Annotated in this window: 18 protein-coding genes and 1 tRNA gene; 6 read left to right on the top strand and 13 right to left on the bottom strand. The window is 37.2% G+C overall.

All coding sequences use genetic code 11. From position 1 onward, the window contains the following. Positions 1-16: 16 nt before the first annotated feature. Together DSM02_RS09720 and DSM02_RS09725 are read right to left on the bottom strand one after the other, a co-directional pair. Complete coding sequence (locus DSM02_RS09720) at positions 17-1,291, bottom strand: sensor histidine kinase (RefSeq protein WP_240674027.1); 1,275 nt, start codon at positions 1,289-1,291, stop codon at positions 17-19. Beyond that, positions 1,292-1,966 carry a response regulator transcription factor gene (locus tag DSM02_RS09725; protein WP_128765449.1) on the bottom strand — a complete coding sequence of 225 codons (675 nt, stop codon included), beginning with the start codon at positions 1,964-1,966 and terminating at the stop codon, positions 1,292-1,294. Between the two features lie 288 nt (positions 1,967-2,254). Here DSM02_RS09725 and DSM02_RS20365 point away from each other — a divergent pair, with 288 nt between their 5' ends. Next, complete coding sequence (locus DSM02_RS20365) at positions 2,255-2,419, top strand: hypothetical protein (RefSeq protein ID WP_164918283.1); 165 nt, start codon at positions 2,255-2,257, stop codon at positions 2,417-2,419. A gap of 730 nt (positions 2,420-3,149) precedes the next feature. Here DSM02_RS20365 and DSM02_RS09730 read toward each other — a convergent pair. From DSM02_RS09730 to DSM02_RS09755, 6 genes are all read right to left on the bottom strand, one after another. Further along, positions 3,150-5,663: a glutaminase family protein gene (locus DSM02_RS09730; protein ID WP_128765450.1), complete on the bottom strand. Its 2,514-nt coding sequence runs from the start codon at positions 5,661-5,663 to the stop codon at positions 3,150-3,152. Positions 5,664-5,703: 40 nt separating this feature from the next. After that, positions 5,704-7,149, bottom strand: a complete 1,446-nt coding sequence (locus DSM02_RS09735; protein WP_164918284.1) for an IPT/TIG domain-containing protein — start codon at positions 7,147-7,149, stop codon at positions 5,704-5,706. Between the two features lie 71 nt (positions 7,150-7,220). Continuing rightward, the gene (locus DSM02_RS09740) at positions 7,221-8,207 is read right to left on the bottom strand and encodes a DUF4973 domain-containing protein (RefSeq protein WP_128765451.1); all 987 of its coding nucleotides are present in this window, start codon (positions 8,205-8,207) and stop codon (positions 7,221-7,223) included. Positions 8,208-8,217: 10 nt separating this feature from the next. Continuing rightward, positions 8,218-10,275 carry a RagB/SusD family nutrient uptake outer membrane protein gene (locus DSM02_RS09745; RefSeq protein ID WP_128765452.1) on the bottom strand — a complete coding sequence of 686 codons (2,058 nt, stop codon included), beginning with the start codon at positions 10,273-10,275 and terminating at the stop codon, positions 8,218-8,220. 10 nt (positions 10,276-10,285) lie between these two features. Then, on the bottom strand, positions 10,286-13,687 hold the full coding sequence (locus tag DSM02_RS09750; RefSeq protein WP_128765453.1) for a SusC/RagA family TonB-linked outer membrane protein: 3,402 nt from the start codon (positions 13,685-13,687) through the stop codon (positions 10,286-10,288). Positions 13,688-13,842: 155 nt separating this feature from the next. After that, complete coding sequence (locus tag DSM02_RS09755; protein ID WP_128765454.1) at positions 13,843-15,003, bottom strand: FecR family protein; 1,161 nt, start codon at positions 15,001-15,003, stop codon at positions 13,843-13,845. A gap of 138 nt (positions 15,004-15,141) precedes the next feature. Here DSM02_RS09755 and DSM02_RS09760 point away from each other — a divergent pair, with 138 nt between their 5' ends. Next, on the top strand, positions 15,142-15,717 hold the full coding sequence (locus tag DSM02_RS09760) for an RNA polymerase sigma factor (protein ID WP_128765455.1): 576 nt from the start codon (positions 15,142-15,144) through the stop codon (positions 15,715-15,717). A 108-nt stretch (positions 15,718-15,825) separates the two neighbouring features. Here DSM02_RS09760 and DSM02_RS20370 read toward each other — a convergent pair whose 3' ends face one another. From DSM02_RS20370 to DSM02_RS09775, 4 genes are all read right to left on the bottom strand, one after another. Continuing rightward, positions 15,826-16,245, bottom strand: a complete 420-nt coding sequence (locus DSM02_RS20370) for a hypothetical protein (protein ID WP_164918279.1) — start codon at positions 16,243-16,245, stop codon at positions 15,826-15,828. After that, a complete protein-coding gene (locus tag DSM02_RS20790) occupies positions 16,181-16,342 on the bottom strand; it encodes an Arm DNA-binding domain-containing protein (protein ID WP_128765456.1) in 162 nt (53 codons plus the stop codon). The genes DSM02_RS20370 and DSM02_RS20790 overlap by 65 nt, the downstream gene beginning before the upstream one ends. A 229-nt stretch (positions 16,343-16,571) precedes the next feature. Next, positions 16,572-16,645, bottom strand: a tRNA-Arg gene (locus DSM02_RS09770). Between the two features lie 132 nt (positions 16,646-16,777). Continuing rightward, positions 16,778-17,596, bottom strand: a complete 819-nt coding sequence (locus DSM02_RS09775) for a dolichyl-phosphate beta-glucosyltransferase (protein ID WP_128765457.1) — start codon at positions 17,594-17,596, stop codon at positions 16,778-16,780. A gap of 184 nt (positions 17,597-17,780) precedes the next feature. Here DSM02_RS09775 and DSM02_RS09780 point away from each other — a divergent pair, with 184 nt between their 5' ends. Genes DSM02_RS09780 through DSM02_RS09795 form a run of 4 tightly spaced genes read left to right on the top strand, consistent with a single transcriptional unit; the run spans position 17,781 to position 24,301 of the window. Then, on the top strand, positions 17,781-20,882 hold the full coding sequence (locus DSM02_RS09780) for a hypothetical protein (RefSeq protein ID WP_128765458.1): 3,102 nt from the start codon (positions 17,781-17,783) through the stop codon (positions 20,880-20,882). Beyond that, positions 20,879-22,111: a hypothetical protein gene (locus DSM02_RS09785; protein ID WP_128765459.1), complete on the top strand. Its 1,233-nt coding sequence runs from the start codon at positions 20,879-20,881 to the stop codon at positions 22,109-22,111. Before DSM02_RS09780 ends, DSM02_RS09785 begins: the two co-directional genes overlap by 4 nt. A gap of 13 nt (positions 22,112-22,124) precedes the next feature. Then, on the top strand, positions 22,125-23,651 hold the full coding sequence (locus DSM02_RS09790) for a cellulase family glycosylhydrolase (protein WP_128765460.1): 1,527 nt from the start codon (positions 22,125-22,127) through the stop codon (positions 23,649-23,651). A gap of 35 nt (positions 23,652-23,686) precedes the next feature. Beyond that, a complete protein-coding gene (locus DSM02_RS09795; RefSeq protein ID WP_128765461.1) occupies positions 23,687-24,301 on the top strand; it encodes an alpha-ketoglutarate-dependent dioxygenase AlkB family protein in 615 nt (204 codons plus the stop codon). 90 nt (positions 24,302-24,391) lie between these two features. Here the strand turns inward: DSM02_RS09795 and DSM02_RS09800 are convergent, their stop codons facing one another. Continuing rightward, entirely contained in the window at positions 24,392-25,603 is a 1,212-nt protein-coding gene (locus DSM02_RS09800; protein WP_128765462.1) for a glycosyltransferase, read from the bottom strand. Between the last annotated feature and the right edge of the window lie 113 nt (positions 25,604-25,716).

Genomic DNA, 25,716 nt, shown 5'->3' on the forward strand with positions numbered 1-25,716 from the left:
TAAAGTTGGCCTTAAATCAATGGGTAAATCGAATTTTAAATGTATGAAAGCCAGTAGTCGTTTCTGGCGATTTAGTAAAGCTATATGATGGGGTGAAACCATAATAATCGCAGATTTTCTTAACGATTGAAAGGCCCAGACCACTTGAATCTCTCTTGGTACTTTCTTTATAAAACCGGTCAAAAACCTGCTCAGGATGTGCGAGTTCGCTGTTTCCACTATTTACGATCTGCACGCTGTTTTTAAAGAAATTAACTTTGATAGGATGATTTTCTAAATTGTGTTTTACCGCATTTGAAATTAAATTATTGGCCAATACTTGCGCCAAAGAGCGGTCCATTTTTACAGTAAGTTCTTCGTTATGCTCAATTTTAAAATCAATAGAAGCCAGTTCTTTGAAATTAAGAAGCACCTCCTGAAACAACTCATTTATTGAAACGAATTGAGGGTCTGCAAACTGGTTGTTATCTATTTTTGCCAGAATAATCAGGCGTTTATTCAAGTTTTTTAACCTGCGTATATCGTTTTGTAAAGAGTCAAGTTGCTCATACTGAAAATCATTAATTTTGACCCCATTAAAAAGGGTCTCGATCTTAGCCTGCATAATGGCAAGCGGAGTTTGCATCTCGTGCGATACATCTTCAGTAAACTGCTTTAAGTTTTGATAATCTGCATGTACTTTGGTGGTTAATAATATTACCTCCCGGTTGAGATCGTCAAACTCTATAATGTCAGATTCAGTTAAGGTGAGAGGTGTTTCAGATTTTATAGAGAACGCCTTAATCTTAGCCAGGTTCTTGAAAAAGGGATTCCATAGTGCGGCATTACGGCTTTTATTGAGGTAAAAGAGGAACACAAAAGCAACGAGAATAATAGCAAGAAAGGTGAAAACAATGGCGAAAAGGATATTTTCAGATTCAATTACCATGGCTCTCACTGTAATTTTATATTCCTGACCATTTATTTCCTTGGTTCCGGATAATTCCCTGAATAATTCAATTTCATCTTGTAACGGATCATAAATTAAGGTATCGTTTAGAACTGCAGGTTGAGGGTCCTTTACTTTTTCAACAACCATTATAGGAGGAATTCCTTGTAAGTCGGGTTTTGAAATAAGTAGATGTTCCACTCGGTCTTTATTAGAAAATAGCTCTTCTTCAATCTCATTTTCAAGTAGGGATTTCAATGACAAGTAAAGGGCTACCCCAGAAAATATCATAATGATACTACTTGTTATTAAAAAGGTTTTAGATGCCTTTTGCAGTAAATGAATTTTTTTTTGATCAGCCATTTATTCAGCGGTAAATATGTAACCCGAACCATAAGCGGTTTGTAGGTATTTAGCTCCTTCGGTAGTTAGTTTTTTTCGGAGATTATTTATATGAACATAAATAAAATCAAAACTATCTAGCATGTCGCTGTCGTCGCCCCAAAGATGTTCTGCGATAATAGATTTGCTTAAAACCCGCCCCTGATTTGTAATAAAGAAAAGCAACAAATCATATTCTTTGCGGGTAAGAACAATGGGTTCTTCATTTACATAAGCAGCACGTGCAATCGTATCCAGACGGATCTCTTGAAAAACCAACTCAGCGTCACCTCCAAATTTTCCACGGCGTAAAACAGCTTTAATACGCGAATTGAGTTCTGCCAGATGAAATGGTTTTGTGATGTAATCATCTGCACCGATATCGAGCCCTTCTAATTTATTTTCTAAAGAATTGTTTGCAGATATAATAATTACTGCACACTTTTTATGCTGTTTTTTGAGCGCTTTAAGTAAATCAAGTCCACTGCCTGTTACGAGATTGATGTCTAAAATTATAAGATCATACTCGTACATCTCTAACTTTTCTGAAGCCTCCAAATAGTCTGACGCTACCTCACATAAATTGGATTCCTTACTGAGGTATTTTGCAATAGACTCCTGTAGTTCAATCTCGTCTTCAGCGATAAGAAATTTCATAAATCTAAACTTTAATATCAAAGTTAATGCTTCTTTCTAAAGAGATTCTTAAGTGTATTTTTTGTAAGAGATAACTAGTTTGACAAAATCCTCATATAAATGTAATTATCCTTAACATCTTGAAATTATTCAATCTGTAGATCCTCGTATATTATAAGCTGACTTTCTGGACTTACTTATTTTGAAGTTTAAAAGTATGATATTCAATAATAAGTATGAATATCGTTTTACACATACAAAAAGATACGATCAAACCCGATGTAAAAAAAGCAATCACAGTTCTAAAAGTTGAAAAAAGAAGACGGTAAAGCAGAACCCCATGCGTATACCTTGTTTGTAGATTTTACCAGTCAAAAAAACTTAGAGTTATCTCAATTCCACTTTCCTTCTCTTGTAGAGCATGGAAAAGTGAAGAAAGCAAGAGCTTGCTTTTCAGAATATTGGACTTGTTAAATAGCTTTCATATAAAGTAGACAAGGATTTTATTTTCAAGAAAAATACCGTTTCTTATCTCTGTACAGGAGACGTAGACATTGACGCTGGGTATCGTCTTATAGATACAACGACTCCATTTATGATATTAGTTACACTCACTTCTGGATGCAGGTCTTATTCTTATGGGCTGCAAGCTTGCGATGCAACAAGTAAAATTTTTATCGAATTTTGGCTCTCAACAGCTTTGGAAAATTTTAAAAACCCCATTAAAATTGATGAAGTGACAAAATTATGATGAAGCAAATATCTAAAAATGAATTCAAGAAGATACCTATCCACAAAACAAATCAAAAGATTTTAAAATTCGCTGTGAAATATTAAATTTTCGATTTGTGTGCGTAAACAATGTGTTTTTAGATATTTCGGAGTTTTAATAATAATTAAAAAAAGCCCTGTAAATGTTGACCTATTTCATTAAAGTTTAAAATTCATCTTCTCAAATTTAAAAAATTCTCACCTTAAAAAAACCGTTTTTTATTGTATATCTGTTCATCTAGATTTGATCTTCCTAATGATTATTACTAAATAGATGTTTAACTTCTAAATCAGGCCTGCCCAACAGTGAAAATCACATGCCTGTTCTAGCAATATAAAATGAGGAGTGATTTTAATTTGCAAGCTAGAACCGCAAATTGGAATCACTCCTCTTTAATACACACTAAATTTTGAATTGGATTTTTCTATATTTTCAACTTTTAGTAGTGGTTTGCTCTTTTAGCATTTTAATAAAATAACCTCCTACTACAGAGCGCGCTTTAAATCCGACTTTACGGGAGTTGGTTGTTTCGTGCCAATCACTTAACGGAACACGGTCTGGAGTATAATTTGCAAAATTCCACATAGGAGTCATAAGTTTATTAAAATCTTCTGGATTTTCTGCCAGAGTAGCCGTCCATAAAACCCAATCCGATTTAGTATACGTTTTACGACTATCTAGTGGCAAGCCATAGTCTTCCTGTTTCGTCAGGTAATAAGCAACTTCTGTTTGCTGTACCTCTTCAGGAAAAATATTTAAGTTTAAAATATCGTCCCAAACTAAATTATACTTTTGACTCCATGTATCATCACTTTCAAAAGCCAGCACATAATGGTCACCGTCTGCTGCAATAGCTTTCCACTTTAGAGCCATATCTTTAGCAGCACGTAAATACTTATCTCCTATATCAGATTTGCCCAACATACTGGCCAATTTACCATAAGAGGCAATAGCCATAATTGCTTTTACAGAAAGATTTGCGTTACGTGCTAAATGCCCAGCAAAGTCATCCGTAGAAAGTTGATTTGCCGGGTCAAATCCGCTTTTCATTAAATAATCTGCCCAAATCGTTAACGTGTTCCAATGCTTATTAGCGTAGTCTGCGTTGCCTTCTTCTTTAGCTATAGCAGCCGTTAGTATGAGCATATTTCCCGCTTCTTCAACTGGCATATCCTCACCATATGTTTGCCCGGTCGCAATGGGATATGTTCCCAAATCGTGAGCCGGAAAGGGTTTTTTCCATCTTCCGCTTTCACTATATTCAAAAATACCGTTAAGCATTCCTTTCAATAAATCTGGGTTGTACACTAAAAATAATGGTGCTGAAGGGTAGGTCACGTCTACTGTGTTAATAGATCCATTACTGTTATTTTCTTTTGAAAGAAAAAGAATTTCTCCCTTAGGAGATTCCACCAAAACATGTGCAGCAATGGCCTGTCTATATGCGATGACGCAAAGGTCTGCGTATTTTTTACCGCCAGCTTCAAGGGCATCGTTATATAATTTAGTATCAAATGTTTTAACGCGATCCATTACATCTCCATAATCTGCATAGGCATGTGACAAAAGTTGGTCAAAAGACGCAGTTTCTTTTTTATGCCAAGGTTTTAAAGATTGACCAAAATAATTAACAGACTCTCCTTCATCGTACCCTAACAGGAATATGCAATCTGCAGAACTTTCTATTTCACCAAGATCTGCGATGGTATTCATGATCAAACCTGTTTCAGGAATCACATCTGATTCAAAACTTGTATCTCCTACAAATCCAATTAAAGATTTTTTTGAATCACTTATGTATTGAATAACATTTTGTGACGGAGAAGCAACATAAAAATGCCCCCAATCTACACGAAGATCGTCGCCTTTTTTCTCCAGTACGGGTTGATCTGTTGTACCTACTTTTAAGGTAAGTAAACCGTCATGCACATATTTTCTAGCTGTGAGCTTTTGGCTAGGAGTATTTGCCGCTATGTTTCCTGAAGCGCCAAGATAAACTCTTACTTTATGCTTTTTACCATCATTAGAAACGGCATTGACTGTTAAATAAGTTACCGGTCTGGCATAAATTTTTAGATCTTCAATTAATAAAGGTGAAGTAAATGTAGCTGTGAGATCTGTGCCTCCACATATAAAACTATAACTAGTTTGATTTGCAGTAAGCGATACATTGGTTTGCTTTGTTGTCTTAACACCATCAAGACCGGGTATTTTAACTTCTTTTACAAGCCCAGCATCCAGCCATCTGCCTCCGGCAGTATTTTTAATATGAATGGCAAGAATATTTTCTTTTTTTCTTAAAGACCTTAGGGCTTCGTCATTAAGAGGAATGTATTTAAAACTGTGTTGCCATCCTTTAAAATCATAAATTTCAATTCCATTTATATAGACTTTTACGTCATCGTCGTGACGCAGTTTAACGTAAAGTTTTTCAACATCAATTTGCTCGAGATCAAAACTTCTACGATAAAAAAGTTCATCACTTTCCCAAATGGTTTTTGCTTCTGATCTATCGTCAGTAAAAGGAGCTTCTCCCGTTTTCCAGTTAGATGCATCATAATTTGCCTTGAACCAGTCACCCTTTTGTTTTTCTTCGGTATAGAGAACTTTGTAGGATTGCTCATCGCTTGCAGGTAAAAGCGTTTTGTAAACTTTAGACTCCATACCTAAAAAACGATAAAGTTCTCCATCAACTTCTGCAATACCTACCAATGACTGATCCTGCTCGGTCCAGTGCTTAGTACTTGAAGCATTTAATTTATCGCCCATAGACCAGATACTAAAATTAGGATTATGCGTAACTAAGGGATAAGCAGGAGCTCGCAATTGAGCGCTATTATCTGTTGAAGCTATTGCAGACTGCTCATTATCTTTTACTGAAACACAAGCCGTAAATACTTGTAATGAGATGAGTAGTTGTATTAAGTAACGAAAATAGGTTGTCATATTATTTAAATGTTTGCGTGATCTATTGTTTTTATATTGGTTATTCATCTTTAGTCTCCAGGGCTATTTTTCTAAATCGGTGATTAGATTTGTCACCTATATAGAAGGCCCCCTCCTCCTCGTCGTATGCAATACCTGTGGGCTGATCAAAACGAGCTTCTTCTCTAAGATCTCCATTGACATAACCCCAGGGATCGGGGTTTATACTTGAACTACCTCTACCTGCAAACGTAGTCACACTACCTTCTGGAGTTAATATTCTAATGTCGTGATTGTATTGCTCTGTAAAGTAAAAGTCATATTCATCTGTTTTACCTGCTTCTACATAATCTTCATTTTTCACAAATACACCTTGATATGGAGTATTTAACCGCACACCTGAGCCTACCCCATCTTGATAGCCCGCACTTCCTAATCTACCACAAACTAAATAGGGTTGGTTAAACTGTTTCTTTTCCCAATTGTAATCAACACGAAGAATATAATGCTTGTTAATGATCACGATGTAAGCATAGTTTCCAGAAGGATGAATAAAGGTCTTATATTCCCAGCCGGGATCTTGTACGACAAACAATTGCTCATAATCCTTATCACCTAATCCCTCTTCAAAATATTTATTGAGATCAAATCGAAAAAACTGTCCTTTTTCATAACTGTTGAAATAGAGCTCCCCATTAACCGGGTGGACAGAGGCGCCATTACATTGTCTATATCTCGTAATAATTTCTCGATCCTGCCAATCCTTATCACGAGATAACCGGTAGGTGGCCCGATCATTTTCACCGCCTCGATCTTCAGCGATAATCATGTATTTACCATCATTTGTGAAATCTATACTACGTGGTCGATTAAAATCGGATCTCTTTTTGGTAACTGTACTGTCTTCAAAATTAATCAGATAAAGACCGTTATTAAAATCGAATACAGCCCATAGGTGTTTTGGATTTAACGGATCAAACTTGATAAATGAGGGTTCCCAGAACCCACTTGCTCTGTCAGTATCATTTTCAGCTGTGAACCTACCATCTTTCCAAGGCTCATCACCTCTATCATTTTTATAGCCGATCAAGTTAGAAACAACCATCTTTCGCTGATAGTCAAAATTGGCATCTGCATATGCAACGACTTTATTTTCTTCTTGACCTATACGGACCTCTATATCACCTCCAAATGCTTGCTTAGGTATGAGGCAATAAATAGACTCACCATTTACACTAATTACAACAGCCTTTTTACCTCCTACAAGAACCGATACAAGATCTACATCTGTTCCAAAATTCTTTCCGTAGATAACCAAACGTTGTCCTGCTCCACCAGATTCTGGTGTGAACCCAGTAACTTCAACAGGTGCCGAAGCATCAAATGGCGGAAAAACCATTTCTTCCTCATCATCATTTTGACACCCGTTAAAAAGCATACTTACAAAAGCAAGTGCCAGGCAAAGAACCTGTAAACTACTAGTTTTATAAATTTTATTTAAATACATAATTATAGATTTTTAATTCATACACGTAATTGGGTTGTACCCCAATTTTAACTGTATTTTTTAGTGCTTTTTTACCATTCTATTTGCTGATCTTCATCTGGAATCTGCGTGTTCAACTGTCGTTCTAAGATCAATGATCCCGAAACTTTATAATTAATAGCGACATTATCAACCAGTGTATAATCGGTAAATTGATAATCAATGTTATTAATGGTCAAATATCTATGTAATAAATAGGGGCGTATTTCATCCATACGTTCTGTGATGGTATAACTGGCATCTTTATTTATTTGAAAATTCATTTCAGGATTTTCAGCATAAAATATAACCCCGCCGGTTTCATCAAAATTTGCATACACTTTATAATTGCGACGATCCTGACGATCTTCATCTATACTTCCGGCATAAAAGAAAACGGTATTTTCATCTACCACATAAGATCTAATTTCTGATTTTACAACAGGTGTCTCGTTTTCATAACCTTCCATAACCGTCTTTAAAGCAGTACCACTATACGTTCCTGAATAATCATTAAAAGGGTTAATACGCAAAAGTGCCTTCCGGTAATTTTTACGAGGGTTTGCGACGTAGTCATAAGATGGATCGTCTTTTATAGTTAAAGGAAGTACCCACTTGTCAACCATATCGATACCATTCAATGAAAAATCGATCCCCATAAGCGAAGTGTTCTCTCCCGCTTTGATCTCTACCTGAAAAGGAATCGTATAATACTTACTATCTAACTGTCTGTAATAAAAATCTTCCCGATTCTGAAAACGTTCATAATTAAGAACCTCTAGTGTATCTGCATCTACAGCAACTTCTACAGTAATGTCTTCGCTATTTGTTTTAGAGCCGCTCACGATTAATGGTTGCTGAAATGTTGTTTTTTCAGACTCCTTATAGCGTATGTATATATCGGTAACACCACCACTGGTTAATGGTGCTTTGAATGATACGTAATTCTCAAATTGTTCTTCGGTCCACTCATCGTTGCACGAGGTGCAGAGTATTAGCTGCACCAGGCAAAGAATTAGTATTAATGGTTTATTTTTCATGATATTTTTATTAATCGTTATAATTCCATCCCGGGTTTTGTGTAAGGCGGTTGTTTCTTTTAAGCTCTGTTAAACTTATAGGCCAAAACCACATTTTATCTGAGAAGGTGGTTTCTAATGCCCATACAGCAACGGGTTTATGAAAAAGATCGCGTTCTTCTTCACTCATAATAATATTGCAGCCATAAATAGGTAGAGCCTCTTCGACATCAGCATCCATCCATCGGCGTAAATCGTAATAGCGCTGACCTTCAGCTAAAAGTTCAATAAAACGTTCTTCTTTTAGTTGCTCTCTCAATGCATCTTTATCATTATAAACAGCCAGCGGATAATCTGGTACCCCACCGCGTATGCGTACTGGGTGTATTCCTCTTTGAAGTTCTGGAATTGTACGGGCTATAATGTGTGTGCCTCCATTCCAGGAAGGAATATTATATGACCCGTCTAACTCATTTAAAGCTTCGGCATACATAAGTAAAATATCTGCGTAGCGAATGGCAGGCTCAGGTTTGAAGACGATCTTATCAATGCTTCCACCTTCATATGTATCATTAGGATGAACATATTTTTTGATACCAAAACCCGTTCTTAACCAGTATGCATTAGATGAATTGAATCCGTTGCCCTTGGGGTTATTGCGGTAATAAAAAACCTGCTGATTGCGGTTACGTTCCTGAGATTCATTTAATAAAGACCAAAAACTCCCATTGTAAGCAACAGACGCATAAAAGCGAGGCTCCCGGTTTGCATATTGTAGTGAAACACCTGGCAATAACGGTTTAAACATACCGGCATCAACGTCCTCTTGTGTTACATAACCACTTGCACGCTCAGAGCCGTCCCCACGACCGATCTCGCTGTCCTTACCGGGTACATCTGTACCATCATTCATGGCATAAGCATCTACAACTTTTTGAGTTAATCCATGAGTATTCCACCCTGTTGCAGATCTTGGCAATTGGTGCGCAACCATATCTCTTATTGTTTCTGAGACCTGATTATTACCTCTGGTAAAAATCAATTCAGGATTTCCTGAGGGAGGTAAAGTCCCGTCAAAAACTTGTGCATAGGATTTTTCAGGATCTATATTATCCCAACCCTCAGGCCAAGATTTTTCTGAAAAATTACCATCATCCGGAGGAATAACCGTTGCATCATCACCTGTTTCCTGAACGGGCACAGTATACAGCTCATACACTCCTAGATCGATGACATCTTTTGCCGCGGCTGCTGCCTGAGCCCATTTTTCTTCTTGATAATCTGATGCAAGTAATTTTTTACCCTCGTCATCCATTAATAAAGAGGCAAAATTAGAGTTGTTTCCGTTTGCTAGTGGACTAGCTGCGTAAATCAGGACTTTTGCCCGGGTTGCCAGGGCCGCTCCAACAGATGGTCTTGCAGAGCCATCCTGACCCCGAACCAGACCTAATGTTTGCATTTCTTGCGCAGCAAGAAGCATTTCACTACTTATAAAGGTGGTACACTCTTCGTAAGTGCTGCGCGGTACAGCCAGATCATCGTAACTATCTGCATAATCTAACCCTTCATCAGGTAGCAGTGGAATTGGGCCATATTTACGCAATAACAACCAGTATAAATAAGCTCGTGCAAAACGTGCTTGCCCTCTATAGTCTTCTATCTCTTCGGCAGACATTTCTTTATTCATATAAATTTTATGAATAAAGGTCGATGCGTTACGAATACCACGGTAACATTGTGTCCAAGACTCTTGCTTGTCGTTTTCAGAATACTCTCCCATCTTAAACATGTTGTAGGAAAGCTCATTTTTAGACGGGTCGTAATCGCTATCGCGGTCTCCATAATACATATCGTCAGCAAAGTTGTGAGGAGTGATTCCCTTACTGGCCACATCTGCATTCATTCCTCTTAATTCTTCAAATACATTAGCCAGCCATTCTTCAGAATAAACCTTACTCTCAAATACCTTTTCTTCTGTTAATCGATCTTTAAAATAGGTGCTAGAATCCAGGTAATCATCATTACAAGAAGTTATAAGACTAGTGCCGCATACGAATATCAGAACAGTATATACTATTTTTTTAATCATCTTTTTAAGTTTACAGGTTAACACTAATTCCCATGGTTATAGATTTTATTGGAGGATAGTCTTCTCCTCGCGGCGTGGCCAATTCTGGATCCCAAAGTTTGAACTTAGACCACGTCACTAAATTGGTCCCCACCAGATATAAGCGGAGGTTTTGAACTCCAATTCTGGCAGTAATACTTTCAGGAAGTTGATAGCCAAAATCAATAGTTTTAAGACGTAGATATCTGCCGTCTCTTAACCAAAATGTAGATTCTCTAAAGTTGTTAGGATTTGGGCCAAAACTCAATCTAGGATAGGAAGCATTAGGATCTTCTGTTGAAGGATCACCAGAAATATCTGCAGATATCCAGCGGTTATCTCCCATAACCCCTTTCATCACCTGTCCCCACTCTCCTTCGCTAAATGCATGAACCGTTTTTCCGTAGGTAGAAAATGTAGATTTACCCGCTCCTTGAAAGTGTACACCTAAACCAAAACCTTTCCAGTTAGCAGAAGCTCCTAAACCGTAGATTAGATTGGGACGTCTAGTAGCACCTATAGCAACGCGGTCACCATCATTTACAACACCGTCACCATTTACATCTTTATACTTTATATCTCCGGGCTGGTACACTCCAAAAGTTTGGGTAGGACTGTTTCGTATATCGTCATAATCTTTAAACAGCCCCAAAGCAATTAAACCTCTGGACTGATCTACGCGGAAGCCTTCTTGGTTCTGATAGGCGTAGACATTATTTTCTTCATCGCGTTCTAAAATCTCATTCTTACTGTAGGTGATGTTACTACGGGCAGTAAGGGTAACTTCTCCCAGCTGTTTCCGGTACTGAAAACGACCGTCAAAACCTTGTGATTTTACAATACCTACGTTTGCTCTAGGCGTACTTTCTAACCCGACCATAGCCGGTAAAAAGTTTCTGGTCATATAAATACCTGAGCGCTCTTCTTTAAAGAAATCTAAGTTTGCTGTAACCCCTCGGGTTTCGATATCAAAACCAAGATTTTGTTTTGTAGCCACCTCCCAAGTAACATAAGATGAAGCTACCTGTGAGTAGATGATTCCGCCATAATACCTGTCTGAACCATAATCTGCCCATTGATAACCCCCGGTGGGCTCGAGAGGTTGAATGAGATTACCCTCATTATCCCGACGAAATAGTTCTGAAATGGTATATAAATAAGGGAAACGTTCTCCTCCCGCTAACTGGTCGTTACCTGCTTTACCATAAGAATACCTAATCTTAAAAAGGTTGATCCAACTCAAATGATCTTTTACAAATTTTTCTCCGGCAATATTCCAAGCAAATGAAATCGCTGGAAAAAAACCATACTGCTGTCCCGGTGCAAAATTCTCAGAACCGGTATAACCAAAATTAAAATTTACCATATATCGTTCATTCCAATTGTAAAGAAGTCGTCCCGCTAGAGCCTGATTTCTTCTGGAAATCCCGTTCTTAATATCCGTACCAAGATCTACGGTTTGTATAAAGGCATCACGAGTAAATCGCAATGCTCCACCCACATTATGATTACCAAAACTACGGTCATAATTAACCATCAGATCATAAAACTCAAGTCTGTTACCGGCTGAATTACCCGATTGAGTAAGTTCACTTGGAGGTGAAACTTGAGTAAATACCAGGTCTCCGTTTGCATCACGCGCCCTTGCAGCACGCCATTGCTCTGGCCACTTGCGACGTTGTATGTTATTTATATTCTCGATGTCATAGCCCACGATACCACGCATACGAAGTCCTCGCGTAATAAAATTAAAATCCTGTTCTATGGTAACGTTAGTTTGTACCTTATTAACCCAGTTCTCATTAAACCCCGTTTGAGTTGCCATAACCCAAGGGTTGGTCTGGTTTCCCGTTCCTATTGAAGGTACATAACCGTTTGAATACAATACCGGTGTACGTATGGGTGAATACCCAAACAGGGAGCCCCAGAAATCAACATCACCCAATCCCGGGCTGTTTCGTTTACTTATAGAACCTGCCACACCTACTTTTGCAATCGTTGTAGGAGTGATATTAAAATCTGCGTTAAGGCGATAGTTCCAGCGTTTGTAATTGGCATTGGTATCGTAATCATCTTTTAGTGATTCATCTATTTTATACATTCCACCTTCATTAATATAACTTCCTGAAACGTAAAATCTAGAAGTTGGCCCTCCACCACTCATATTTAAATTTGCACGATACGTCATCGAGCCATCGCGTAGCAGTTGATCTTTCCAATCTACATTAGGATATAGATCAGGGTCTAAACCCAATCGTAAAATTTCTAGTTCTTCAGGTTGATATATAGGACCTTCATTACGCGTAATACGTGCTTCGTTTAACAAATTTGCATAGGTTATACCATCTTCAAAATCTGGTGTAATCGTACGTGTATTGTAAATAAATTCATCTTTAAAATTGATCTGAATTTTACCATCGCTACCTCTCTTTGTTGTAATTAATATAACACCATTTGCCCCTCGTGAACCGTACATTGCAGTTTCAGCTGCATCCTTTAAGACGGTAATAGACTTTACATCTTCAATATTCAGCTCATTTAAATCACGTTCAATATTATCTATTAAAACCAACGGACTACTGCCTCCACCAAAAGTAGAAATCCCACGAATCCAGAATTCTGAAATATTTCTACCGGGTTGTCCAGATTGAATCATTCCCATTACACCAGGTACATTACCAGCTAGCGCATTTGATACACTAGAAGTTGGGTTTGTTTTCATATCTTCCATATCAACGGTTGAAACTGCACCGGTTAAGGAAACCTTCTTTTGCCTACCAAAACCTACAACAACAACCTCTTCCAGACTGTCTGCATCTTCTTTTAAAATTATATTCAGATTGGTTTTACCATTTACAGGAATTTCTTGCGTAGCAAAGCCAACATACGAAATGACTAAAATGGCATCTTGATTTTTAACTTTAAGGGAGAACTTTCCGTCAAAATCAGTTATAACACCATTGACCGTACCTTTTTCAAGAATACTTGCGCCAGGAAGTGGTACGTTGTCGAGAGCAGTGATTACCTGACCTTTTATCTCAATCTCTTGGATATTAGTTTTTGAAACTGGTTTTTCCTCTATAATTTCATTGATTTTCTTAATGGTAATAATGTGATCTGAACTAATATCGAAATCAAGATCACCTTTATTAATAAAACGTTTTAGTAAATTCTCAATATTAAACTCTCCTTTTCGTAATTGTATTTTGGGCGTATTTTTAAAAGAGTTTATAGAATATATAAACCTGTAATCAGTCTGCTCTCTAATCATATGAAATACTTCATTAATAGTCACCACCTGATCTTTGGAGATGGTGATTTTATCCTGAGAGTATGAAGATTTTGGCGATAAGCCAAACGCAGTAATGCACAGTAAAAAAATAAATGTTTTCATAAGTAACAGCAGCAATTTCTTTGGATAGGAGAATTGCGAACGGGGTAATTTAATTTTCATAAATTTGTTAGGTATTTGTTAGTGAATATCTAATATTAATACTTGAGAGAGACGAAGTTGAGTCCATCGCCAAATGTTTGACTTCGTTCTCTTTTTTATTCTATTGCAATTTCATTTTTTTCAATTTTGTAGTTATTAATTATTCCTAAGTTCTTTATCTGCAACAGTATTTGATCGATATCTTGATTCTTACTCAGAATTCCTACAAATTTTTCTTGCCGCACATTTTCATTTAAAAAATTGAATTTTACATCGTACCATCGAGAAAGTACTTTGGTTATTTCTAGGAGGGATTTATTGTCAAAACTAAAAATTCCTTCTTTCCACGAAGTTTCATTATAAATATCAATCGATTTCGTTATGATCCTATTGTTATTTACATCATATTTTGCTTGTTGACCCGGCTCAAGAATCTGTTCTATTTCTTCAACATTTAATTTTATTTTCCCTACTACCAAAGTGGTAAGAACATCTGCATCATCATTGTAGGCTTTAATATTAAATTCAGTTCCCAAAACTTCTACTTTCTGATCACTGTTATAAACTATAAAAGATGCTCCCTCGTGTTTTGTAGCTGATGATACATCAAAATAGGCCTCTCCATACTCCAGTTCTACCTCGCGAGAATTTCTTGCTTTAAATTGAGTAGGATATTTTAAACGACTATCAGAATTGAGCCAAACTTTTGTACCATCTGATAAAATGATTGAAAATTTTCCTCCTCTCGGCACCGTTAAATAGTGATAGGCAATTTCTTTACTCTCCTTACTATCTTTGGTATCTGTTAAATATTCAAGTAAGGTTCCATTAGTTAAATAGCCACTTTTTTGAAATATTTCTTTTGCTCCAAGCTGTATTTCAGATCCATCTTCCAAGGTTAATGTGGCTTTATCTGTTCCTACTTTTATCTCTTTTGAAGATGTAGATGCACTATTAACTATATAGTTACCATACTGAAAACCGACTATTAAAATTAAAACTACAAGAATAGCTGCCGCATATCTACTGAATAACCTACGTTTTTGAATATGCCGCAATCTTTTGCGTTTATCAATTGAGGTTAATAAGTTTTGTAAAGCCAGATCTGTATTGGGGTTATTAATACTGTATGTAATCGTGTAATAATCTTTTATAAAAGATTCTAATTCTTGTTTATTAGAAGGCTTTTCTATCCAATCAGACAATGATCTCAAATCTTCCTGAGAGGCTGTATTTGTTAAATATCTTATTAAAGTTTGTTCTATTTTACTCTCCATCTTTTTTGCTAATCTATACTAGTAATACAATTGAAATAATCTACACCCTTGCTTTGGTTAACATTTTTTTTAATTTTTATTATAATTTTTTTAATATTAAACAATTAAACGTGTGTTTTTTTAACTATATAGCACCTTATGTATAACGACAACCTGACTTTAATAAAACGTCTACAGAATGGAGAAGAAGCTGGTTATGCATTGCTTTTAAAACTTTATCATAAAAAATTGTTTGCTTATGTATATACATTTACGCATAACCATGCTCTCACAGAAGACATTATTCAAAATGTATTTTTAAAACTATGGGAGTACAGAAGTAGACTTAATCCTGAATATTCCATTAAGAACTTTCTGTATAAAAGCTGCTACAATGAGTTTATAAACTACTATAAAAAAAATAATCACTTAACTCCTTTTGACAAGGTGTACCTAAATACAGTTGAATCTGTAGTACATAACAATGATATAGATATCCTCGAGAGAAAAAAGGAGATCATTTTTGAGGGGGTTTCATTATTGCCCGAAAAATGTGCTGAGATCTTTATGCTTAGTAAAAAAGATGGTTTATCTAATACTGAAATTGCTGATTATCTTAAAATTTCAAAAAAGACGGTAGAAGGTCATTTAACTAAGGCATATTCTATATTGAGAGAACAATTGGGAGCTAAACTTATGAGCATCTTTTTCCTGCTGTTTAAAAAGCTTAAATAAATAGAAAATAGAATTACAACATTAAACTGGACAGAGAGTTGCGTGAATAGTATGGCATATGAAGTAACCATAACCATATTTAAGATTGAAAAATCAATCAAACAAAAACTAAATTGACCAGAAATGAGTATTGATTTGAGTATTCAGTCTATCCAAAGAGGAATTGAAGTCTTCGATTTTTTGTAATTCTACCTTAGTTAAATATTCTCTCCTGTTTTTTTGAAATGAAGTTTTAAACCGAATAAAAGGATCTTTTGAAACTTCATTGTGATACTCAAAAAGCTCTGTTAAGGTTTTGAATAATCTATCTTCCCCTAGAAATTTGGACCGTATAGCCTGTGCAGTAATAAACTTGTTTTCACTCAACATATCTTCATAAGCTTGGTAAACCTTACAGCGAATTTGCTCTAGGTATTTATTCACTAATCGGGCTTGCTCTCTTGTACCTTTAATGATTCCACGTTCAGAATAAATCCCATTCAGCAATTGCAATTCGCCTTTGTAGACTAAAATTTGCTCGTTTACCATCTACAGTGATGCGAGCATAGATTGGAACGTGCTCATTTTTAATCCGTGAGGTGTTAACCCAAAAAATCAGGCTAAATGTTGACCGGGTCTTCATCATTTTTCGTCTTTAATTACACAATTTTAAAGACGAAAGTCAAACTATAACATATTAAATATAAGCATTTTAAATGCTTATTCGGTCAACACTTTTTATTATTTAAAACTGTTGACCGAATTGTTGACATTTTATAGCAAATACGATCAAATTTTATGAATACCACAAAAACATAAAACCCTGTAAATTAGATGATTTACAGGGTTTTGATTTAGTTTATAAGCTAAATTTGTGATCGCAGCAGGATTCGAACCTGCGACCGTCTGCTTAGAAGGCAGATGCTCTATCCAACTGAGCTATGCGACCCTTTTTGCGGGTGCAAATATAATGCTTTAACTAAAAAGTGAAAGCATTACTTGACAAAAAAATTAAAAATATACAATTACAAAAGCCAGATCGTTAATAATCTGGCTCTTGTAATTAAAAAAATATAAGAAACTAAGCTGCCATAGGCATTGGGTAAATCTCTGCAAAAACTTCAGATTCTTCAACTGAAGCAGCTACAGGAATTAGAGACAACACATTATAATTAAACCAGATGATCATCAATCTCAATGGGATTTCAAGAGAATCCTTTAATCCTAATTTAGAATCGTCTACATGTACCCAGCGGTTTAAAGCTTGCTCGTGAATGACTTGCATAACCTGAGTTTTTCCGCCCATATATTTTTTAAGTCTGATGAATAGTTCTACATCAAACAACCATTTGCTTAAAAAACTTTTAGCATAAATCACCGGTATCAGTTCTTTCTTAAAAACCTTAGCGCCACACTGCGTGTCTTGTATAGGCAAACCTAAAATAAGGTAAACACACATTTTGATCACTTTAGAAAAAACAGCCCGCAACGGATCTTTTTTAATCCCACCGCCGTCGTTATCTTTTGCTCGTGAGCCAAAAACCATTTTTAGGGTCGCATTGCGCTTTAAAGTGTCATCCAGGGCTATAAAATCTTCAAAATCTGTAGAAAGATCTGCATCTATAAAGCCTATATGCTCAATATCTGATTTAGTATGTAGGTATCGTGCTCCGGCTCTTACAGCAGCTGCTTTGCCAGAGTTACGTTTCATATCTATAACTGAAACTTTTTGCTGATCTGTTTGTTGTATTCCTTTTAATACATCTAAAGTTTTGTCTTTACTCCCATCATTTACAAAACATAAATGGTAATTTTCTGAAGATTGGATGAAGTTTATAAAAGCCGATTTGTTGATTCGGGTTTCTTCATTGTAGCAAGGAATTATAATAGCAGTTTTCATAATTTGAGGTGTTTTATCGATTAATTACACTGCAAACATACCGGGGTATCGAACCCTAACCCCTTGATTTTCGATGGTTAAACCGCTACTTTAGTTGAAAACCGTTTATCGACAGATGAGTCATTCATCGAATGTTATATCTTAGCTGAGTAAGAAATACAAACAGTTGCATACGTATTATTAGATGAGAAACACTCCAAACAGGTATTTGATTATTGCCCTTCTTATAGGTGTGGTGTTTCATGGCTTTGGAATCTTTTTTACATTAGAAGGCACCTATGATGCACTCATTCATCTGTTCTTTGCAGACCATTATGCGACACACTGGTTTGAACCGTGGAACTACAGCTGGTACACCGGCTTTACCGTTATGGGCTATCCGCCGCTTGTACATCAGGCTATTGCCGTTCTCTCGCTGATTGGCGGACTCAAATTCGGGATGTTTTCTGTTGCTATTGTTGGAGTTATCCTTTTTATTACGGGAGTTTACCGCTTTGCACTGCTTATCACGGCTAATCCCAATTCTGCAGGGTATGCGGCAATTTTGGCTGTGTTTTCTTCTTCTTTTGTTGAAACCCTGCATATATTTGGTCAATTACCCAGTATTATTGGTGTTTCGATCCTGATGCATTGCTTACCCGAAATTTATCTGTGGCTTCTTACCGGCCGAAAAAAATACTTCCTTACTTCGCTTTCGTTACTGGCGGTAACTATTTGCTCTCACCACGTGACTCCTATTTTTGGGATGGTGTTCTTTATCTTTCCGTTGATAGGAATGGCGGTTATGGATCAGGCGCGGTCGCAGGTAGCTTCGATGAAGGCAATCACCTTTAGAGTATTTCTTACTGCTTTTTTTAAATTACTGAAGCGTATGATCGCTTTTGGTTTTACAGCGTTGTTTCTGATCATTACCTGCATTCTACCGTATTGGGTAAACACTAAAAACAATCCCATCACGCAAGTTCCTATTCCACATGGATCGCGCGATAATTTTCTGGAAATCACATCTAGCGGACTCGTTTTCTTTTTGATTCCCTGGGGAATTTTATTGCTGCTGATGCCGTATTTCTTTTACCGGTATTACAGTAAACGCTACTTATTTTTTGGGTTATCACTTACCATGTTGACCATTCTGGGAACCGGTGGCACTACTCCGATTCCGAAGATGATCCTGGGAGATAATGCCTTTAATATCCTCACCTTAGACCGTTTTACATTGTGGGGAAGTATTCTGGTTTTACCCCTGTTTGGGGAGTTTGCCTATCGCTTCGCAGAAGGGGATTATAAAACTTTTTTAAGCACCAAATTGGGCGGACTCTACCATCGTATTCTCGCTGGTTTTATGGCTGCTGTTTTTTTAGGAACAACTGTTTTTACACTAACCTTAAGCAATTTTAGACCTTCACAGCCAACACCTATAAAAATGCTGCCTATTGTTAATTTTCTCAATCAGGATATGCATTATAAGTGGCGCTTTTTGCCACTGGGTTTTGGCGATCAAATCGCCTGGCTTTCTGCACAAACTGATGCGATGACCGTTGACGGAAATTATCATTCTGCCCGTCGTCTTCCTGAATTGACAACCCGCGCTATTGAACGGCTGGAGAACTCCAAATTCCGTGGCGTTGAAGGTATTGGTTCGTTGCAACAATTTTTGACTGTTCCAGAGAAATACAATCTTAAATATGTCTTTTCTAACGATAAATTCTACGATCCTATACTTTATTTTGCAGGCTGGCAACGCCTGGGTTTATTAGAAAATGGTATAATGGTTTGGGAAAAACTGGGTGTCCCTCCTATGCCCGAATTGATGCCGAAAGATGACATCCCGTTATTTCTTATTTTAATGTGGGGCATCATTCCGTTATCAACAGTTTTAGTGGCTTTTGTGATTAATATTCAGTCGATCTGGTTACGCGCACTTCGGTCTAAAAAACCTAAAAAACCACCCTATATGCAGTGGAAAATTGATTTTTCCGCTTCCGCGAAAACCTCACAAAAACGATCACAATTTCTTTTTAATATTGCGCATTTTTATGGCTTGATCGTGGTCTGTTGCTTTGCTTTTGGCATTTATACATTCTATCTCAAAAATGCCGATCAGGTTTCGCCTAAAAATGTAGTAGAGGCTTATTTTGATGCGCTTGATTTTAAAGAACTGGAACGTGCCTATTCGTATTTTGATCCACAAAGTGATAAATCGCTCGACCAGTTTATGCTGGAATTTGCTGTCACAGACGGACTTTTAAACAGCTACGCCAAGCTTGATGCGATTAGAGTTGCAATCACCAAGGAAACCGACAGCAATGCACTGGCAACCGCAAAAGCATCGTGGATCACGCCACTCGAACTCATCAATACCACCGAAGATCTGGAACTCGTTAAACGCTCCGGCAAATGGTATGTAAAACCGAAGAAACCGGAATTAGACCTTCCGCCAGATCAGTTGATCACCATTACTGAAACCGATTTTTACAACCACGGAAGACGCAGAATAACTTCAGAGCAAACCTATCACGAGGATATTCTCAAGCAACCGGTTTTAGAGGTACTTTCTGCCCGTTTATTAAAGGTGAATAACGACTATGTAATTGTGGGTGAAATTCAGAATGTAGATAATGTTCCCGCAGATGTTTCGGTAAAAGGTACCTTATATGATGAGGAAGATCTCGAGTTGGCAACTTACAATGCTAAATACGAGATGAAACATAAGCTAATGCCTAAAGAAATAACTTCGTTTAAAATAGAATTTGAAGGCACGGCGTGGATCAATCCTGACGAGCATATTCCACTTACTTTTGACCCAGATCAGTTTACTCCTATTGAATTGGATGGCAAGCCTGTGAATTTTGATTTACATGTTTCCGGCAATGTAGCCAATACCGATTTGTACAAACGCGTGGCTATTAACAGTATCGAAGTGAAAGATGACCAGCTCACAACCACATTATTCAATCCCGGTACGCAGCAGGCGACGATTCCACAGTTGTTGTTATCCTATTATGATGACGAGCATCAATTGCAATGGGTCTCGCATCATTTTCTGCAAGAAGGTGTTAGACAGCAACGCAAGCAACAGGTTTCAATCGCTTTAAATAAACAGGAAACCCAACTCATATCAGACTCGATGCAGGCCATTTTTGTAAACGGATTGCCGAATACTGAAATCGCTCGTAAGGTTATCCCTCAGCGAGATATTTCGCAAGAAGATGCTGTGCAAATCAAATTGAACGGCGGAGGCTTTCTCAAAGTTGAAATCAATAGTTATCTTGGTAATCCCCGATGAAAATAAACAAAGCTTACATATTGATTTCTGGTGTGCTGCTACTTTTAGGCTTTACTGTAATTCCAAATCTTCAAAGCAAAGTACAAACCGCTGTGCTTCTAACCGAGCAATCAGAATATACGGTGGGAAAACCCATCTCACTTTCTTTTAATACTGAGGCTAAAACCACGCAGCTTATTGTTTCAAATGCTTTGGGAACATCCATAATACAAGCTGAAGAAAGAACTGGAACGGATGAAATTCAATTCTCAATTGCCGAACCTTTTTGCACAAGTTCAGGTGTTTTTAACTGGACATTAATAGCAAAAGAACAAGCCTTGTTAAACGGGAAACTTCAGCTCAACGCAGATACAACACAAATAGCAAAACTAGAATCGTATTTGGGTCCGCAACGTATTGCCGCTGGTGGCGAAGATTTTGCCCAATTCACAATTTTGCCTACAGACATTTATGACAACCCGCTGCCCGATGAGACAGAAATTTCTTTAAATACCGGTTATGCGAGCAACTCAAATGTTGAAACTTTAGAAATTCAAGGATTTATAAGTTGGAAAAATGTGTATTCTACCTTAAAATCAGGACGCATTTTTGTGGCTGCACATAGTGACACCACGACATCAAAACTACAAACCATTTATGTAGATGCTAATTTGGCGACCGATTTCAACATAGATTTTGAAAGACCCAATACGTATGCAGATGCAGACCAGATCACTACGCTAAGAACCGATGTAATCAAAGACCGGTATAACAATACAATCCCTGATGCTACGCTGGTTAATTTTGTAATTAAAACCAAAAGTGGCGCAATACTACAAACTTCTGGAAATACTATAAATGGTATTGCACAAGCACAAATACAACATCCTGCAACACCCCAAAATTGGATGGTAACAGCTTACATCACGGGCATTGCAAAGAGTAACCCTATTACCATACAGTACAAACCGGCGCTCAATGATATTCCATTAATTTGGGATGCAACAACCAGAAAACTCAAAATTGGTCCACTTAACGGTATACTCGGTCAGACCTTACCAGAAGGAACTGTTGTTAGCTTAAAAATCAAAAACAAAACCGGAGAAACAGAAACCTTAACCAAAAAGACCGAAGCCGGTCGCGTAGCTTTTGAATTGAAAAAAGCCTTTTACCCGTCTGGAGCGTATTCCTTAGAAATATGCGTTTTGGGCGTAAGCAAAAACTTAGAATCTGTACTATTTAAATCGTAATCTCGATTATCGAGTGAAAAATCAAAATAAAAACATATACCGTGCATTACTTATTCTTTCCTTCATTGGGTTGAATTTACTTATCGTTTTTGCGATAGGCCAGATTATGACGTACCTCAACACCGGTGCAGATAAGAGTAAAATGCTCAATCTTGCGCTGAAAAGTGAACGTGTTTACAAACCGCATCTCATCTGGAGCGATACCCTCAACCCTAGCAGACCGCTAGAAAAACCAACTCAAAAACGCGTAGCGCAAGATTATCTGAATGCCTGGTATGTGCGTGAAGTTGCTTTGGCAACTAACGAGTTTAAAGGAATTGATGATTATTATACAGCAAGTGCCAGACAAAAAGTTGAACACCTGTTGAAGCAAAATATAAACGCACTAACACGTATAGAAGGCACGAGTCTCAATCACAATCTGGAACTAGAATTTTACAGCGCAGACGGTCAGTTTATCAGTTTTAAAGATTTCGGTGTGCAGGAAGCACAGCGGATTTTTAGTGAAAATAATTTGCTGCTTCAGCATACTACTACGGCTTCCTATCGCGTAATTATGCTGCTTGAAGATGGGTTTTGGAGAATCCGACAGCTGGTTCGCATTCCGCAGCAGGATTCTATTGTACCGAAGAAACAAGTGGTTAAAAAAGAATTACCAGATCCAATTAAAGCCATCAATTACTATCCCCAGCAAAACCCGTGGGATACATTTGGAACTGATTTTCAACCTGCTGTAATCCAAACTGATTTTAAAAAAATCAAAGATCTGCAGTTTAATACGATTCGAATTTTTGTAGGATATGAAGATTTTGGTAAAGCCGAAGTAACTCCTGAAAAACTCAGTAAGCTCAAAAAACTAATGGATCTCGCTGACGCAGAAGATCTTCAGGTCATTGTTACCTTATTTGACTTCTACGGCGATTATTCGGTCATAGACTGGTCAAGTACTTTTAAACATTCCAGAGCTGTCGTAAACGCTTTAAAAGCCCATCCGGCGTTGCTCGCCTGGGACTTGAAAAACGAACCCAATCTGGATTTTGAATCTCGCGATAAAGATCTGGTGCTGTTCTGGCTTAAAAATCATTTAGCCTATTTAAAAAGTCTTGATCCTGCCACGCTGCTTACAATTGGCTGGTCTGATTCAGCTTCAGCTTCTTTGCTTTTAGATGATGTTGATCTCGTTTCTTTTCACTCGTATCAAGATTTTGCAAGTTTTACAACTTCTTATAAAGAATTAAAAGCTCAAACTAACAAGCCGTTGATGCTTCAGGAATTTGGACTTCCCACCTACTCCGGCATTTGGAATCCTTTAGGCGCTGATGCAGAAGAACAAGCCGAATATTACAATGAGTTTTTAACTTTCGCGAAAGCTGAACAACTGCATTATGCGCTATGGACGCTTTATGATTTTAAAGAAATTCCAACTGCTGTAGTCGGGCGATTACCCTGGCGGAAAGCCAAACAAAAGCATTTCGGTTTAATTGATGGCAATGGTGAAGCAAAACCAGCTTTATCAATTGTAAAAGACATTCAGGATTAAGCTGTTCAACTCTTAAATTTGCTGCAAAGTACTTTATGAAATTATTCGATATAGAACCAGATGCTTCAAAAAATCTGCTACCAAAAGACGGTGTAGTAAACTATTACGGGAAACTGTTTTCTCAGGAAGAAGCTGTCTTCTATTTTCAGTATTTAATGCATCATATTGATTGGCGTAACGATGAAGCAGTGATGTTTGGGAAAAAGATCATTACCAAACGTAAAGTAGCCTGGTATGGCGATTCCCCCTTTTCATACACCTATTCGAAGGTTACTAAAAAAGCGCTCTTATGGACTAAAGAGTTGAAAAATCTTAAACTAAAAATTGAACAGGAGACCGGTGAACAATTCAACTCATGTTTGTTGAATTTGTATCACGATGGTAGCGAAGGAATGGGCTGGCACAGTGACGGGGAAAAAGATCTCAAAAAAAATGGAGCAATTGCTTCAGTAAGTTTTGGAGCAGAACGAAAATTTGCTTTTAAGCATAAAGATACTCAAGAAAAAGTGGACTTAAATCTAGAAGACGGGAGTTTGCTAATTATGAAAGGTGCCACGCAAACACACTGGCTACACCGCTTACCACCTACTACCAAGGTACATTCAGCACGAGTAAATCTAACTTTTAGAACGATTATTGAGTCATTTTAAATCTAGAATTTCTACCAAATAAAGAACCCCAAACGCTTTTAGGGAAAGCGAGAGGGGTTACAACCAAATCGAAGTGGGGTGAAAGGTTCCTTAAATTGAAATCAGGTTTTTTGCTCTTTTTGACTCTTTCTGTTCTATAATTTGTTTGAATACATCTACATATCTATCTGCAATAGTACTCATAGGCAGTGCCGTAGCTGCTTTATAATTTGCCTTACCCATCTCAACACGATATTGAGGATTAGCTAATACTTTATATAAAGCAATAGCGAGATCTTCAATGTTATTCGGTTCAAAAAAATGAGCTTTATAGCCTTCCTCTCGCGATAAAATTCCCAGGTCGCCAAGGTCTGGCATGATTACAGCTTTACCGTAACTTCCTGCCTGGTGCAAAACGCCACTGCTTCCTGTTGTAGAGGTATATGGGAAAACCACAACAGCACTCTCTTCAAATAAAGCAGGAACGTCTTCTTCTGCTACATAGCCCGTAAATCGCAGTTGCTTAACGTGAGCATATTTTTCTTTCATACTATCTAAATATCCTTTCACATTAGGATTATCTGTACCTGCAATCACAATCTCAATATCTGCCTTAACATTTTTGCGAAGATGTTCTACCGCCTCAATAAGCATTTCTACTTTTTTATAAGTACCAAACTTTCCAAAAGTCATTACTTTCATAGGGCCATCCGGTAAATCATAGTTAGGCTCTGCAGGAAGCTCAAAAGTTCCGTGCGGAATAAGACCTACGTTATCTGCATTGTATTTTTCTTCAAGAATAGAAACGTATTTACTGATAGTTAACGCAACAAAATCAGCTTTTAGAAGGATACGCGTTAAATTTGTGCCTATAAAACCATAAGCTTTTTGCAATATCTTATTGCCTGTAAAACCAGCCTGATCAAGGTCTACCTGCTCCATTATATTGTGTAATAATACGACACTGGGTATACCCATTAACTTACAGATGCCCGGGAGTAAAAGTCCTAAAGCAGCAGGGATTTTTTTATCCCCAAATTTCATAAACTGAAGGTTGAATAAAACACCGTCAGGTACAGTTTGACGTATTGCTCTTAAAACACTTTGTACATTAAAATAGCTGTTAAAACTCCAGCAAGGCTTTACCGTAACTTTACAACCTTCAATATCCAGATGCATATTTACGTCTGCTTCTGGAGCATCCGTTAAAAGAATCAATTCTTCGATCTCGTTATGCTTTCTGAAGGCTTTTACTAAATAATAAGCATATTCATTTAAAGTAACTTTACTTGGTGGAAATGCAGTGACTAATGCTAATTTCATTGTGATTTGGTTTTTAATTCTGATTCAAAATTGCGACTAAGCAACAGATTATCAGGTGTAAAAACGATAACAGGTAAATCACTGTAGTCGAATGGTAGTTGTTGAACGTTGAA

It is taken from the genome of Leeuwenhoekiella polynyae, assembly GCF_004104075.1.
Taxonomy (GTDB): Bacteria; Bacteroidota; Bacteroidia; order Flavobacteriales; family Flavobacteriaceae; genus Leeuwenhoekiella; species Leeuwenhoekiella polynyae.

Bases quoted from the DNA above. Each gene is read 5' to 3' on its own strand.
- DSM02_RS09720 (WP_240674027.1), bottom strand. From the start codon at position 1,291: ATGGCTGATCAAAAAAAAATTCATTTACTGCAAAAGGCATCTAAAACC.
- DSM02_RS09725 (WP_128765449.1), bottom strand. From the start codon at position 1,966: ATGAAATTTCTTATCGCTGAAGACGAGATTGAACTACAGGAGTCTATT.
- DSM02_RS09730 (WP_128765450.1), bottom strand. From the start codon at position 5,663: ATGACAACCTATTTTCGTTACTTAATACAACTACTCATCTCATTACAA.
- DSM02_RS09735 (WP_164918284.1), bottom strand. From the start codon at position 7,149: ATGTATTTAAATAAAATTTATAAAACTAGTAGTTTACAGGTTCTTTGC.
- DSM02_RS09740 (WP_128765451.1), bottom strand. From the start codon at position 8,207: ATGAAAAATAAACCATTAATACTAATTCTTTGCCTGGTGCAGCTAATA.
- DSM02_RS09745 (WP_128765452.1), bottom strand. From the start codon at position 10,275: ATGATTAAAAAAATAGTATATACTGTTCTGATATTCGTATGCGGCACT.
- DSM02_RS09750 (WP_128765453.1), bottom strand. From the start codon at position 13,687: ATGAAAACATTTATTTTTTTACTGTGCATTACTGCGTTTGGCTTATCG.
- DSM02_RS09755 (WP_128765454.1), bottom strand. From the start codon at position 15,003: ATGGAGAGTAAAATAGAACAAACTTTAATAAGATATTTAACAAATACA.
- DSM02_RS09760 (WP_128765455.1), top strand. From the start codon at position 15,142: ATGTATAACGACAACCTGACTTTAATAAAACGTCTACAGAATGGAGAA.
- DSM02_RS20370 (WP_164918279.1), bottom strand. From the start codon at position 16,245: ATGGTAAACGAGCAAATTTTAGTCTACAAAGGCGAATTGCAATTGCTG.
- DSM02_RS20790 (WP_128765456.1), bottom strand. From the start codon at position 16,342: ATGATGAAGACCCGGTCAACATTTAGCCTGATTTTTTGGGTTAACACC.
- DSM02_RS09775 (WP_128765457.1), bottom strand. From the start codon at position 17,596: ATGAAAACTGCTATTATAATTCCTTGCTACAATGAAGAAACCCGAATC.
- DSM02_RS09780 (WP_128765458.1), top strand. From the start codon at position 17,781: ATGAGAAACACTCCAAACAGGTATTTGATTATTGCCCTTCTTATAGGT.
- DSM02_RS09785 (WP_128765459.1), top strand. From the start codon at position 20,879: ATGAAAATAAACAAAGCTTACATATTGATTTCTGGTGTGCTGCTACTT.
- DSM02_RS09795 (WP_128765461.1), top strand. From the start codon at position 23,687: ATGAAATTATTCGATATAGAACCAGATGCTTCAAAAAATCTGCTACCA.
- DSM02_RS09800 (WP_128765462.1), bottom strand. From the start codon at position 25,603: ATGAAATTAGCATTAGTCACTGCATTTCCACCAAGTAAAGTTACTTTA.